This window comes from Pedobacter sp. MC2016-05, from assembly GCF_026239735.1.
In the GTDB taxonomy this organism is placed as follows: domain Bacteria; phylum Bacteroidota; class Bacteroidia; order Sphingobacteriales; family Sphingobacteriaceae; genus Pedobacter.
Genome location: NZ_JAPIVT010000006.1, coordinates 158,687 through 172,092, shown reverse-complemented (window position 1 = coordinate 172,092; position 13,406 = coordinate 158,687). Strand labels below are relative to the sequence as shown.

Here is a 13,406-nt window from a genome sequence, read left to right as displayed (position 1 = left end):
GTTAAACCTTGTTATAGTTTTGTTGGATTTGGAAATGAATGTTTCGCCCTTTGTGGATACTGTAGCCCTGCCATTCGTTCCAATCTTTTTGTTTTCAACGTTTTACTTACGCTGAATATGCATATGCCCGTTAGCGTTAGTAATTTTAAGCTGCAAAAAAAAGGATTTTCCCTATTGTCGGGTTTAAAAATTAAAAAAAGTGCCTTTTACACACTGCAGACCTAAATAGTTGCGAAAGGTTGAGCAATTAAATGGGATTGTAGCGACATTTTTTTTGTTGTCATCCTGAAAGATAATTTATTGCATAAAAATCAATATCGATGACGGCAAGAACGGTTGTCATTGCGAGGTACGAAGCAATCTCATTTCACAAATAACACCACAAATGAGATTGTGCCAAAGGCATTCTTGTGGAACTTCTATCGATAAAATATCGATTTCGCAAAGACGGTAATTTAAAAACGCAGCAGAGGGAAAAAAATATATCGTAAAGCCCGACTAACAAAAGCATTACTACTTTCATTGCTTTCTAAATCCTTTTAAAGAGAAAAACCCCTGATTGCTCAAGGGTTTCAAAATATATTGATGCTTCGACAGCTTAGGTGAAAAATATTAATCTTCAGCTAAGAACGGGTAACGATAATCAGTTGGCGATTCGAAAACTTCCTTAATGGTACGTGGAGAAACCCAACGTAATAAATTAATCATCGAACCGGCTTTATCATTAGTACCCGAACCTCTGGCGCCGCCAAATGGCTGCTGACCAACAACAGCTCCGGTACATTTATCGTTGATGTAAAAGTTACCAGCCGAATTTCGTAAAGCATGGCTTGCCTTATCAATCGCATAGCGATCTTGTGCAATTAATGCACCTGTTAAAGCGTATGGCGAGGTTGTATCAATCACTTCCAAAATTGAATCAAAATCTTTGTCAGCATACACGTAAACCGTTAAAACAGGACCGAACAATTCTTCACACATGGTGGTGTATTTCGGGTCGTCGACCACTAAAACGGTTGGCTCAACAAAATAACCTTTGCTCTTATCATAATTGCCACCGGCAATAACTTCTACGCCCGTATCTTTTTTAGCTTGGTCGATGTATTTAGCCAGCTTATCAAAAGAGCGTTCATCAATAACCGCGTTAATAAAGTTGGTAAAATCTTCGGTTCCCCCCATTTTAAACGATGCGATATCGCGAAGCATTTGTTCTTTAATTTCTGGCCAAAGACTTTCAGCAATGTAAACACGACTTGCAGCCGAACATTTCTGCCCTTGATATTCGAATGCACCACGAACAATTGCTGTGCTTGCGATGTCAGTTTGTGCAGAAGGATGCACCAAAATGAAATCCTTTCCGCCAGTTTCCCCCACAATACGAGGATAAGATTTGTATTTATGGATGTTTGTTCCAATCGTTTTCCAGATTTCCTGGAACACTTTTGTAGACCCAGTAAAGTGAATACCAGCAAAATCAGGATGATTAAAAATCACCTCGCCTGTTTCTGGTCCGTCGGCGTAAACCAAATTCACAACACCATCGGGTAAGCCCGCCTCACGGAAAATTTCCATTAAAAGGTTAGCCGCATAAACTTGTGTATCGGCAGGTTTCCAAACCACAACATTTCCCATCATCGCTGCCGAGGCAGGTAAATTTGCCGCGATGGCGGTGAAGTTGAAAGGTGTTAAAGCAAAAACGAAACCTTCAAGTGGGCGTTGTTCCACTCTATTCCAGCTTCCACGAGGTGAAACCGGAGGTTGTTGTTTGTAAATATCGGCCATGTAGCTTACGTTAAAACGTAAGAAATCAATCAGCTCACAAGCGGCATCAATTTCTGCCTGATAAGCATTTTTGCTTTGACCTAACATTGTCGCAGCATTTAGCTTATAACGATATTTGCCCGCAATTAAATCAGCAGCTTTTAAAAATATTGCTGCTCTATGTTCCCACGAAAGGTTTTCCCAATCTTGTTTTGCAGCCAAAGCTGCATCAATTGCTTGTGTTATGTGTGTTTTATCGCCAATGCTAAATTGGGCTAAAATATGTTGATGATCATGTGGTGGAACAACTTTACCTTTCTTATCGGTGTGAACTTGTTTGCCGCCAATGTACATCGGAATGTCTTGTTGGTGTGAGCGAGCCTCGGCAAGCGCTTCTTTTAAAAGTACGCGTTCTTTGCTGCCTGGGCCATAATTTAATATAGGTTCGTTTACCGGAGTGGGTACGTTAAAAAATCCTTTAAGCATATTTTATTTTTTATGATTTACACAAAGATAAGGCTTTTTGAGGGATGCAATTCTATTATTCTGTAAAGAAAATAGGGACTATTCCTGTTTTAGACAGTCAAACTTTTAAAAAAGCGATACATAAATATCTTCCATCGTGGCTAATTGAAGCCATGTGTTTGTGCTGTGTTTTTTTATCTATTACCTCAGGGAGATGGTTTCTGTCTTTTTGTAATGAACAGTTGGTGGAGTGTGTAAAAGCAACTGAATATTCTGCATTGTTTTTATGATGATGGACAGATAAATGATCCAGCATCAACGTGCAGGAATAAGCGAGTGTATGAACATAATTTTTGCTTATTTCGGTTTTTGTAAAAAAAGATTGACCACTCCGTTTTACCACGCCACTCGCACTATTGTTGCAAGAACCGAAAAGTGCACATTCGAAAGCCTGTGGATTAAAAAGCCTTTCGGAAGTTAACCGGTTATAACACTTATAGGCTGCTTCTTTCATGCTCCACAACACCCACACCATTGTATCTTCGCTTTTGGAACTATTTATAAGTTCTAGTTCTCTTGCGGAAAAAATTTTATTGAGGTAACCTTTTCTCCGCCAATTGTAGTGAAGCTTTGCAAACTTCAAATCTACAATATCATTACCCAGCATTTCCCTGACGTTTGTTCTCAATAATATCCACTGTAGCTTTAACTGTCAACATTTTTGCCATCGAATCGTTATCTATTTCGATGTTAAATCGATCTTCGATATCGAGCACGATATCAACCAGGTTGGCAGAATTTATTTTTAGATCTTTTAAAAAATCAGTGTCATCATCAATGCTTTGCAAAGCGATGGTTTCTTCGCTGTATGGGGTAATGATATTTTTAAGTTCTGCAATAATTTCTTCTTTACTCATAATTGTATTTCTTAAGGATGATACATGCATTTACATCGCCAAAACCGAAACTTGCCTTGGCCAGGTAATTAAATTGTTTGTTGATCAACTGCTGTGGAATTCGCGATTCGTTGATTAAATCGGCTATGGCCGGATTTAAATCTTCGCAGTTAACGTTTGGAAAGATAAAGCCTTCGGCTAATTGTAGCACAGAAGCTACGGTTTCTATGCTTCCGGCTGCGCTAATACAATGACCTATCAAACCTTTAATTGAATTAATATAGGGAAATTTTTGTTTCGATGTATCCAGCGCAGTCTTCCAATTTTCAATCTCCAGCGCATCTTTAGTGGTAGCAGTTAAATGCCCGTTTATCACCTCTATTTCATTGGCCCGGATGCCAGCATTATCGATGGCTTTTTTGATGCATCTTTGTACGGCCACCGGGTTTGGCGCAGTCATGGTGCCTAGGCCGCGTTGGCCGCCAGAGTTTAAATCGCCTCCTAAAACTTCTGCGTAAATGGGTGCGCTACGTAACAATGCGCTTTCAAGGGACTCCAGTACGAGTGCACCAGCGCCACTGCCTGGCACAAATCCGCTGGCGGTTGCACTCATTGGCCGGCTACCTTTTTCGGGCGCATCATTGTGTTTATAATTGCAAACCTTCATGGCATCAAAGCCGCCCCAAATGTACGGGCCGCTATCGCTGGTGCTTCCGGCAAGCATCCGTTTTGCTCTACCCGATTTAATTCGATCATAAGCCAGCAAAATACTTTCCACACCAGTTGCACAGGCAGATGAATTGGTGCTTACCTGGTTACCCAGGCCAATTTTGCCTGCAATAAATGCACTTACGCCACTAGCCATCGTTTGCACCACTACTGAACTACCTAGCTTTCGTATTTCCATATCATCGATTTTGTTAATAGCCCATCGAAATTTATCTATCCCAGAGGTGCCTGTGCCGAAAATGGTTCCACTATCCCAATCTGGTTCATTGATGTCGCTAAGCTTCAGGCCGGCATTTTCCCATGCATCTAAAGCGGCAATTACACCGTAAACTATGCCTGTACTGTTAAGGTTTTTTAGTTCTAGTGAGCTGAAATATTGTGCAATTCTATCTTCTGTAAGTGGAGGTTTGCCGGCTATTTGGCATGAAAATCCTAAGGCTTCTAAATCGCTTTGATGCGTAATTCCCGAGATGCCATTTTTAAGCGCATGCACAAAATCGGGGACGTTGGTAGCATTCGGCCCGCAAACACCTAAACCTGTTATCACTACTCTGTTGTTATCCATTGCCCTGTTGAATTAGCATACCTGCAATAGTTCCTTTACACAACATTTCGCCGATCGAATTTTTCATCACAACCTTGCAGCTTAATTTACTAAACCTGAAGTATATTTTTTCACTGGTTACCCAAACTTTATCTCCGGGATAAACAGGTTTCAGAAATTCTATTGAGTTAGAAGTCATAGCAAAAGCAGGTTTAGCATCATCATCCTGATCTTTTAATAAATAAATTCCAAAACAAACCAAACCAATCTGTGCCATTGTTTCCGTTAATATTACCCCTGGCGTAACTGGATTATTCTTGAAGTGGCTCTCATAAAAAACTAAATCCCTTCTGAATGAATAGGTGCCAGTAATTCCATTTTCGTCGAATTTTAATATTTCATCAACGAAAAGGAAATCTTTCCCATAGGGCATTTTTGCAAGTATTTCAGTAGCGGTCATATCACCATTGTAGGAGGATTCGTTGCGCAGAAAATCCTGGTCCGAAACTTAACATTATTCCGTTTTCTCCTGCTGCAGGTTGTTTATCAAGATATCGCTCCAAAACATATAAAACTGTGGCGCTACTCATATTTCCGTAAAGCCTTAATACTTCTTTGGTTTCATTGATGTTTTTCCCTAGTTCGCTAAACAAAGCTTCCACCACCTGAATTATTTTTTTACCTCCGGGATGAAATATGAGGTGGTCGATATCCTTAATCTCAAGATTGTTTTTTGCTAAGAAGGGATGGATAATCTCTGGGAAATGAGCAGCAATTGTTTCCGGAACTTCAATATCCAAAACCATTTGAAGCCCTGAATTGGTCAATTTGAATCCCATCATTTCTTCAGCATCGTAAAAGTGATACATTTCTTCAGCTAAAATTTTTGGTCCTTCGTCATTTTCGTTTGAGCTTAACAATACACAAGCGGCGCCATCACCAAAAATGGCTGCACTCACAATGTTGGCCATCGAAAAATCGTTCAGCAAAAACGTCGATGTTGGCGATTCAACCGCAACAACTGCTGCCCGTTTGCCAGGATTGGATTTTAAAAAATTTTTGGCATAAATCATTCCTGAAACTCCTGCGGCGCAACCCATCTCGGTTACAGGCAGGCGCACAATATCCTGTCGGAGTTTTAAGTTGTTGATCAGGTAGGCATCAAGAGATGGGATCATAATGCCTGTGCAGCTTACTGTGATGATATAATCTAAATCCTCTGGTTGCCAAGCTGCTTTTTCAAGTGCGTTTTTTATACACTGGCTTCCAAGTTTTATACCCTCTCTTACATAAATGTCATTTCGCTCCTCAAAACTTAAATCGCTAAAAACCTCCTCCGGCGACATAAACGAATAACGTCTATCAACGGCAGCGCCTTCGAAAATCTTCTTCACTTTTCTAACAAAGCGTTCATCATGATCTTTTAGCCAGCCATCTAAAAATGGAATAATATCTGCTGTTTCTCGCCAAAAGCCGGGTAAGGCTTTGGCTACTGCTTTTACAACTACGCTCATATTGTCTTAATAATCCATTGATATCGAAAAGCCCACTTCCACTTGATTGAGCTGTAATTAAAATTCAATTCTTTAGTATATTTTTCTAAATCTTCCCGCTTAAATCCACGGAGAATGGAGACTAAGCCATCTTCTCTTGACATGTGATTTAAGCCGAATACAAAACATAAGGCTTGAAAAAGCCGGTAAGCTAAAGCGCTTCTTTCCAAATCATTGATCACAATGCCAACTTTAGCAGAAGATTTAAACCGATTTAGAAGGTCAATTATCTCTTCATCTTTGAAATGGTGCAAGGTTAGTGTGCAAATAAAAATGTCACAGTGTTCTTCTGTAACCGAATCATCAAAAATATCTCTACACTGATAAGTGATATTGGAATAGTTTTCTGATAAACTTTCTGCGTGATCGATGGTGAACTGATTCGCATCTATTCCGGTTAAACTAAAATTCAAGTTATTTTTATCCGCATAATCTGCCAGCGTCCTCAGCATGTCGCCATTGCCGCAACCTATATCAGTAATACGCAGCAATTGGGTTTTCGGTTTGTTTTTTAGTAATGTTTTTATGCCATCGAGCGTAACTTTATTGCCTCCTAATAACTTGTTAATACTGGCGATTTTGTCTAATGCATCACGCAGAATGTCTCCTTTCATTTCAAAGTCATCCATTAATTCTGGTGCAGTACTTCTAAACTTTGTATTTATCGACATTAGTTGTTTATTGTAATTGGTTGTCCATGGGTATGTTTAATTATCTTGTTCAGTATAAATGGCATAGCATGTAAAGAAATCATGGCTATATTTTCATAAGTATTGGTTTTTAAAATATGGCTTAAAATTCTCCCAAACTTTAATCTATTTTTAAAAAGGTTTTGCCATGCTGCCCTATATTCTTTTTCCAGAATGGCTCTTGAAGAGTGATTTGCAGTTAGCTTTGCGATTAATTCGCTCGCTATTTTAGCGCTATGGATTGCCATTGCCATGCCGTTTCCACAAAGTGGATGAATTAAACCGGCAGTATCGCCAATCATCAGAATATGGTTTAATATTGGTTCTTTGGCTGCGAAAGATATCTGACTGATCGTTAGCGGTGCATCGAAAAGCATCTCTGCGCCTTGAAGAATTTTTTTTAGATTGTTGTTTTTATACAATACATTTTCTTGAAAAGCCAGTATATTTTTTTGTCGTTTAAAGCTTTCGTAATTTGCCAAATAACAAACGTTTACATGATCATTTTCGACTTTTGAAACGCCACAATAGCCCCCGTCAAAATTATTTAAGCTAACCGTATTGCTCGGAAAATCGCATTTGTAATGTGCTTTAACTGCTAAATAAGGAGATTTTTTGTTGATGAAATTTCGATTTAGTTTTACATCGATTGACGAACGTTTTCCATAAGCACCTATCAAGTATGCAGCACTGTAATTTTCTCCAGACATTGTTTCTACCAGAAATTCATCTTTAAGGTAAAGCACATTTGATACGGTATTTTCGATCACATTTATCCCTCTTTTGATAGCTAACCTGTACAAATGATAATCAAGCGTATAGCGGCTCAAGCCAAAACCACCAAGAGGCAGCGCTGTATTAATCTCTTTCCCGGAGATAGAGGTAAACTGTAAGTGGGTAATTTGAGGTGGGAAGAAGTTGTTGATATTAATACCAAGCCAATTAAAATAGGGCAAAACCTCGTTTGAAATGTACTCTCCGCAAACTTTGTGGTGAGGATAAGCAGATTTCTCGATTAAGGTAACTTCAAAACCTAATTTATTAAGGTGGAGCGACGCTGTTAAGCCAGCTAAGCCACCTCCAATAATTAAGATTTCTGTTTTAAGTGGCATAAAGGATTACAGATATACAAGGTAACACTTTATATCTGTCCTTTGTTCAAAATTTGTTAGGGCATCTTTATGTAAACCTATCGGTCACTTCTTTCTTCCATTTTCAGGTCGGTATCAAAAGGACTTTTTGTAAATGGATAAATCGTTTGTTTTACAAAACCTTTCGGGTATTCTGCCTCGTGCACCCCAGTTCCCGCAGGCCACTCTTTGCCTGGTAAATAATAGGTTCCGAATATCATATCAATAAATGGAAATATTGATGCGAAGTTATGGCCATAATATTTAGGATCTTCACAGTGGTGCCAGTGATGGTATTGGGGTGTGGTGAAAATGTACTTCAGCGGACCGAAATTTATTCTTGTATTGGCATGAATAAGAACAGCGTGAATGGCTATGAAGATGATATAGACGTTAAAAACTGTAGAAGAAAAACCCAAAATGTATAACGGGATGAAAGTCATGGCCCGGGTAAAGAAAATATCAATAAAATGAGTTCTGCTTCCTGCCAGCCAATCCATGTTCTGGGTAGAATGATGAATAGAGTGGAAACGCCACAAAGAAACACGTGTATGGAAAAAACGATGTGCCCAATATTGGAATAAATCTGTGGTAAAAAAGGCTAAGAAAAGTGCCGCAATGAAAGGCAAGCCTTGAATCCAGGTATGTAATCTATCCAGCCCCATCCAGCCAAAGAATAATACAGCGGGTTTTTGAGTGACGATGCCGAAAAACTGGATAAATAAATGGCTGATTACAAAGTAGGTTAAATCGGTGCGCCATTCCTCATGGAATTTGGTTTGATCATTATTTTTAGGAAAAAACAATTCTAAAGGAACAAAAATGGCGACCATCAATAGGAGATCCAAGATCATCCAATCTAAGCCAAAATGCCAGCTGGATTTAGCTACATCTCTACCTTCAACGCTTAAGGCACCCAATATTACCGCCAGTGCTGCCAAAGCAAAACCAGGCCAGCCATATTTAAGTTTTTTGCTTAGAATGATACTTAAAGCAGCAAAAAAGAATGAAGCTATAACGCCGCCAAGCATCAGCGCTTCCATGCTATTTTTGGTGTAAATTTCACGAAATTCTGGAGTAGTCAGTTTTTCAGGGTAGTGGAAACACAAAATCCCTAATAATGCTAAAACTGCTAAAAAAATAGAAGTATAGCCACTGATTTGGCCTTGACCGACTACTAAACGCTTATTTGGAGACATTAAAATATATGTTGTTAATCAACAATTATACTGAATTTTAAGTGTTTATCAGAAACTGAATTGAGATTTTGTTTTAAATAGACGTTAAAGTAAATGAATTTTTAGCTAACGCCACTACCTTAATTAATGGGTAATTGAAGCATTTCTTTTGCCAGGGAAATAGCTATCTTTAATTTATGGTAGATAGTAAAAAGTTAATCTTGCTAATTTTTATTTCAGTAATCGCAATAGGTGTAATTTGGTTTTCAGGTTATTTTATAGGTAAAGCAGTGTATTATCTTTTACACTAAATGGGCGATATTATCGACAAACGGGATTGCAGCTGTATCTTTTTATTAATAAAAAGATTTAGGAAAAAGCCCGACTAACCAAAATTGAAATGCAGGTATTGGTTTCCAGGTTTAAAATTTCTTATCAAAATCCAACAAACCTTTTTGTGTTTTAGAGGTTGCTTTATTGGGCATGTTTAACAACAATGCCTCATATTTTTAAATATTCCCTACTTTTGAAAGCACAACTATGTTACTAAAATATCTACGTCTTTTACTTCTTCCTTTTTCACTGATTTATGGAATAGCAATTACGCTTCGTAAAAAGTTGTACGATTGGGGTATTATGCGTGCTATCAAATTCGATCTTCCTGTTATTTGCGTAGGTAATTTAGCCGTTGGGGGATCAGGGAAAACCCCAACTACAGAATATTTGGTAAGGCTTTTGGTCGACTATAAAATTGCAATTTTGAGTAGGGGATATGGCCGCAAAACGAAAGGTTTTTTTTTAGCGGATGCAAGTGCAACTGCCGAAATTATTGGGGATGAACCTTTACAGTATTATCAAAAGCTAGAAAACGTTACTGTAGCCGTTTGCGAAGATAGGGTAGCTGGAATAGAAAAGTTAAAAGAAAATCACGATTTAATTATTTTGGATGATGCTTACCAACATCGGGCAGTAAGGGCTGGTTTTAATATCTTATTGTTCGAATTCAGGAAATTGGGCACCCTTCAGTTTCTTCTTCCGGCAGGAAATTTAAGAGATGTTTTTGCCTCTCGTAAACGAGCAGATGTTCTATTAGTTACCAAAGCCCCGGTGCCTTTGTTACATGTTGCGCAGCAGGCATCTATCAACGAGTTACAACCTAACTCCACTCAAAAAGTGTTGCATTCTTATTTAAAATACGGCAAGCTAGAACATTTATATAACGATGACAGTCGTTCGTTGGATGATATAAAAGATTTTCAAATTTTCTTACTCACTGGAATCGCAAATCCTGCCCCGCTAATCGAAGAGCTTGAAAAGTATTCCAAAACGATTAAACATGAAGAATTTCCAGATCATTATGCTTTCAAAACAGATGATATCAAGAATTTCAAGGCGGCTTTTGGATCTGAGGAGAAAAAAGAAAAAATTATCATCACAACAGAAAAGGATAGCAAACGTTTAAAAGCTGCGGGATTTGAAAATTTACTGATAAATTTACCAGTATATTTTTTACCCATCGAGGTTGAATTATTTGAAGAAGATAAGATTACCTTTGATGAACTTATTTTAAACTATGTTAAGAGCAATAGAAGAAACCGTTGAGTATATCAAACGTAAAACTGAAAACTTTGCGCCAGAAATAGGCATTATTTTAGGAACCGGATTAGGCGGTTTAGTAAAAGAGATAGAAGTAGAACATCAGTTGATGTATTCAAACATTCCAAATTTTCCTATCTCTACCTTAGAATTTCATAGTGGCAAACTCATCTTCGGCTCTCTAAACGGGAAAAAAATTGTGGCCATGCAGGGTCGTCTGCACTACTACGAAGGTTACAGTATGCAGCAAATCACTTTCCCTGTTAGGGTAATGAAAGGTTTAGGCATAGAAAACCTAATTGTTTCAAACGCTGCGGGCTCTTTAAACCCTGAGTTTAAAAAGGGCGATTTAATGATTATCGAAGATCACATTAATCTTCAGCCTGATAATCCATTAAGGGGTTTAATTGAAAGCTCTTTGGGCCCTCGTTTTCCTGATATGAGTGAGCCGTATAACCGTTCCATAACTTCGAAAGCTTTAAACATTGCAAAAACTTTAGGCATTAAATGCCACAAAGGGGTATATGTTGCCGTTTCTGGTCCGAATTTGGAGACCAAGGCTGAATATAAATATTTGCGTTTGATTGGTGGTGATGCCGTTGGAATGAGTACTGTGCCAGAAGTTATTGTAGCCAACCACGCCGGTTTGCCGGTTTTTGCTATTTCGGTTTTAACTGATGAAGGTTTTCCTGAAGATTTGCAGCCTTTTAACCTGGATGAAATTTTAGAGGCTGCGGCTAAAGCTGAACCTAAAATGACCGAAATTTTAACCCGCTTAATTGCTGAACTATAAGATGCTTAAAGTTGTTCAATTCTGCTTTATTATTTTGTTGCTTTCGGGTTTTCAAAAATCTTTTGCACAAGATTTAAAAACAAATATCAACGATAAATCAGAAGCCGATTCTATTAGAAAAAAACTTGATGCAAAGGATTCTGTCGTTTTTACAGCTAAATTTATTCGCTTTACTAAACTCGGTTTAAGTAGGGATAGTATTGTATTATTGCCGCTAGATACCTCGACGAGGAATATTCAGAACTATAGCCCACTGTTACAGCCGCAAAATCCAACCATAAATAATGGGAACATGGGTTTGGCAGCCCGCCCTTTGCTTTACGAACCCAGCAAACGCATTGGTTTCGATGCTGGTTTTCATTCATTGGATTACTATGCACTAACCCCCGAGGATATTATTTACTATCAGGCACGCTCCCCATATACCAGCTTATACTTAGTTAGTGCCGGACAAAAGGAGCAGCTGTTTAAAGCCATTCACAGCCAGAACATTAAGAAAAACTGGAATGCCGGCGTTAACTTTAATAGGGGAGATTCGAGGGGATTTTACAGCAGACAGCGGGGAGATAACTTGAATGTTGCCGTTTTTTCTTGGTATCAATCGCCAAGCAAACGCTATAATATGTGGGCTTCGGCAATTTTTAACACCATGCGGGCTTACGAAAACGGATCAACATTAGATTCGACTATCTTCAATCCGGGCTATAATAAAATCAGCAGAGATGCAGAAACCGTTAAGTTAACCACAGCGAGAAATTTGTATCGAAAGAATACGGTGTTTTTAAAACAAACGTATTACGTTGGCCGGATAGATACCTCTGCAAATTTCAACAGTGCTGTTTTACCCACCAACAAAGTAACCTACACGGTTGAATACAATAACGACAGTTACGATTTTGCTAAAAATGAAACTGACAGTTACGGCGTATTGCCGGAAGGATTTGCAAGTCCGATTTTTACCAACGATTCCACCCATGTTCAACATGTAAAAAATGAATTTCTTTACAGTTTTTTTCTTCGTCCGAAAAATTCAACTGTAATTAAAAATGAACTAAAAGTGGATGCAGGTATACGCCACGATTATTATCAACATAAATATTTAGGAAATAAAGAAGATGGGTCAGCATATGAACAAAGTCAGTTTGCTTATCAAAATATCACTATTTTAGGAGCCGCAGGTTATCGTTTTACATCGAATATCGATTTAAATTTAGATGTGCAACAAATATTGCAGGGTGAAAATGCAGGCGACTATTTATATGAAGCTAAGAGTAGAATATTGCTCAGTAAATCTGTTGGGAGAATTGAGTTAGGTGCTTATGCGCAAAACCAATCGCCGGCTGCAATATTTAATTATTATCACGGAAACCACTACAGATGGGATAATCAGAACTTTAAAAATACAAAAGTTGCCAATGCTTCTTTCAATTTTATTAATGATAAATATGGTCTCACAGCTAGTGCCAAATATTTTTTAACCAGTAATTATTTGTATTTCGCTGCAGATAATGCTTACGGAACAACCGCAATTAAGCCGGTGCAGGAAGGGGAAGATATTAGTTTAATCAGATTCGATATATCTAAAAAATGGCGTTTTGGGAAGTTTGTTTTAGAAAATTATATCGCTTACCAAAAAACGGATAAAAATGCAATTTTGAGAACACCAGAATTTTATACCTACAATAGTTTTTATTTGGATCAAACCTTTTTCAAAGTATTAAAAGCGAATATCGGTTTTGATGTGCGGTACAATTCTGAATATGCTAATTACTCTTATTCTCCAGCCACCGCCCAATTTTATGTGGGCAGCGATCGCGTATTCAAATCAGAACCTGTTATAGACGTATACATCAAAGCGAATTTAAAACGGGCGAATCTGTTTATTAAATACGATTATGTTAACCAGGGATTATTCTCTCCGGGTTATTATACCGTTAATCGATATCCTATGCAAGATGCTTTATTGAAGTTTGGCGTGAGCTGGAATTTCTATGATTAAAAAAGATTTATTCGCATAAAAAAATGGCATTCTGGAGAAACCAAAATGCCATTTTCTTTAAGCTTTTATAAAT

At 38.1% G+C, this 13,406-nt stretch carries 12 protein-coding genes; 3 read left to right on the top strand and 9 right to left on the bottom strand.

What is annotated here, in order from left to right:
* Positions 1–612: 612 nt before the first annotated feature.
* From pruA to OQZ33_RS10455, 9 genes are all read right to left on the bottom strand, one after another.
* Positions 613–2,247, bottom strand: coding sequence for an L-glutamate gamma-semialdehyde dehydrogenase (gene pruA, locus OQZ33_RS10495; RefSeq protein ID WP_265799001.1), 1,635 nt, complete (start codon positions 2,245–2,247; stop codon positions 613–615).
* Positions 2,248–2,344: 97 nt separating this feature from the next.
* On the bottom strand, positions 2,345–2,893 hold the full coding sequence (locus OQZ33_RS10490) for a 4'-phosphopantetheinyl transferase superfamily protein (protein WP_265798999.1): 549 nt from the start codon (positions 2,891–2,893) through the stop codon (positions 2,345–2,347).
* A complete protein-coding gene (locus OQZ33_RS10485; protein ID WP_265798998.1) occupies positions 2,883–3,143 on the bottom strand; it encodes an acyl carrier protein in 261 nt (86 codons plus the stop codon). The genes OQZ33_RS10490 and OQZ33_RS10485 overlap by 11 nt, the downstream gene beginning before the upstream one ends.
* Positions 3,136–4,416: a beta-ketoacyl-[acyl-carrier-protein] synthase family protein gene (locus OQZ33_RS10480; protein ID WP_265798997.1), complete on the bottom strand. Its 1,281-nt coding sequence runs from the start codon at positions 4,414–4,416 to the stop codon at positions 3,136–3,138. Before OQZ33_RS10480 ends, OQZ33_RS10485 begins: the two co-directional genes overlap by 8 nt.
* A complete protein-coding gene (locus OQZ33_RS10475; RefSeq protein ID WP_265798995.1) occupies positions 4,409–4,855 on the bottom strand; it encodes a 3-hydroxyacyl-ACP dehydratase FabZ family protein in 447 nt (148 codons plus the stop codon). The genes OQZ33_RS10480 and OQZ33_RS10475 overlap by 8 nt, the downstream gene beginning before the upstream one ends.
* Before the next feature lies 1 nt (position 4,856).
* Entirely contained in the window at positions 4,857–5,909 is a 1,053-nt protein-coding gene (locus OQZ33_RS10470) for a type III polyketide synthase (RefSeq protein ID WP_265798994.1), read from the bottom strand.
* On the bottom strand, positions 5,906–6,619 hold the full coding sequence (locus tag OQZ33_RS10465; protein WP_265798993.1) for a methyltransferase domain-containing protein: 714 nt from the start codon (positions 6,617–6,619) through the stop codon (positions 5,906–5,908). The genes OQZ33_RS10470 and OQZ33_RS10465 overlap by 4 nt, the downstream gene beginning before the upstream one ends.
* Positions 6,619–7,749: an NAD(P)/FAD-dependent oxidoreductase gene (locus OQZ33_RS10460; protein WP_265798992.1), complete on the bottom strand. Its 1,131-nt coding sequence runs from the start codon at positions 7,747–7,749 to the stop codon at positions 6,619–6,621. The genes OQZ33_RS10465 and OQZ33_RS10460 overlap by 1 nt, the downstream gene beginning before the upstream one ends.
* Positions 7,750–7,826: 77 nt before the next feature.
* On the bottom strand, positions 7,827–8,966 hold the full coding sequence (locus OQZ33_RS10455) for a sterol desaturase family protein (RefSeq protein WP_265798991.1): 1,140 nt from the start codon (positions 8,964–8,966) through the stop codon (positions 7,827–7,829).
* Positions 8,967–9,485: 519 nt separating this feature from the next.
* Between OQZ33_RS10455 and lpxK the strand changes: the two genes are divergently transcribed.
* Genes lpxK through OQZ33_RS10440 form a run of 3 tightly spaced genes read left to right on the top strand, consistent with a single transcriptional unit; the run spans position 9,486 to position 13,333 of the window.
* Complete coding sequence (lpxK, locus tag OQZ33_RS10450; protein WP_265798990.1) at positions 9,486–10,547, top strand: tetraacyldisaccharide 4'-kinase; 1,062 nt, start codon at positions 9,486–9,488, stop codon at positions 10,545–10,547.
* Positions 10,519–11,334, top strand: coding sequence for a purine-nucleoside phosphorylase (locus OQZ33_RS10445; protein ID WP_265798989.1), 816 nt, complete (start codon positions 10,519–10,521; stop codon positions 11,332–11,334). Before lpxK ends, OQZ33_RS10445 begins: the two co-directional genes overlap by 29 nt.
* Positions 11,321–13,333, top strand: a complete 2,013-nt coding sequence (locus OQZ33_RS10440) for a putative porin (protein ID WP_265798988.1) — start codon at positions 11,321–11,323, stop codon at positions 13,331–13,333. Before OQZ33_RS10445 ends, OQZ33_RS10440 begins: the two co-directional genes overlap by 14 nt.
* Positions 13,334–13,406 lie beyond the last annotated feature (73 nt).

Excerpts from the sequence above, each read along its gene's own strand:
- OQZ33_RS10490 (WP_265798999.1), bottom strand. The coding sequence starts at position 2,893 with ATGCTGGGTAATGATATTGTAGATTTGAAGTTTGCAAAGCTTCACTAC.
- lpxK (WP_265798990.1), top strand. The coding sequence starts at position 9,486 with ATGTTACTAAAATATCTACGTCTTTTACTTCTTCCTTTTTCACTGATT.
- OQZ33_RS10445 (WP_265798989.1), top strand. The coding sequence starts at position 10,519 with ATGTTAAGAGCAATAGAAGAAACCGTTGAGTATATCAAACGTAAAACT.
- OQZ33_RS10465 (WP_265798993.1), bottom strand. The coding sequence starts at position 6,619 with ATGTCGATAAATACAAAGTTTAGAAGTACTGCACCAGAATTAATGGAT.
- OQZ33_RS10480 (WP_265798997.1), bottom strand. The coding sequence starts at position 4,416 with ATGGATAACAACAGAGTAGTGATAACAGGTTTAGGTGTTTGCGGGCCG.
- OQZ33_RS10470 (WP_265798994.1), bottom strand. The coding sequence starts at position 5,909 with ATGAGCGTAGTTGTAAAAGCAGTAGCCAAAGCCTTACCCGGCTTTTGG.
- OQZ33_RS10485 (WP_265798998.1), bottom strand. The coding sequence starts at position 3,143 with ATGAGTAAAGAAGAAATTATTGCAGAACTTAAAAATATCATTACCCCA.
- OQZ33_RS10460 (WP_265798992.1), bottom strand. The coding sequence starts at position 7,749 with ATGCCACTTAAAACAGAAATCTTAATTATTGGAGGTGGCTTAGCTGGC.
- OQZ33_RS10475 (WP_265798995.1), bottom strand. The coding sequence starts at position 4,855 with ATGACCGCTACTGAAATACTTGCAAAAATGCCCTATGGGAAAGATTTC.
- OQZ33_RS10455 (WP_265798991.1), bottom strand. The coding sequence starts at position 8,966 with ATGTCTCCAAATAAGCGTTTAGTAGTCGGTCAAGGCCAAATCAGTGGC.
- pruA (WP_265799001.1), bottom strand. The coding sequence starts at position 2,247 with ATGCTTAAAGGATTTTTTAACGTACCCACTCCGGTAAACGAACCTATA.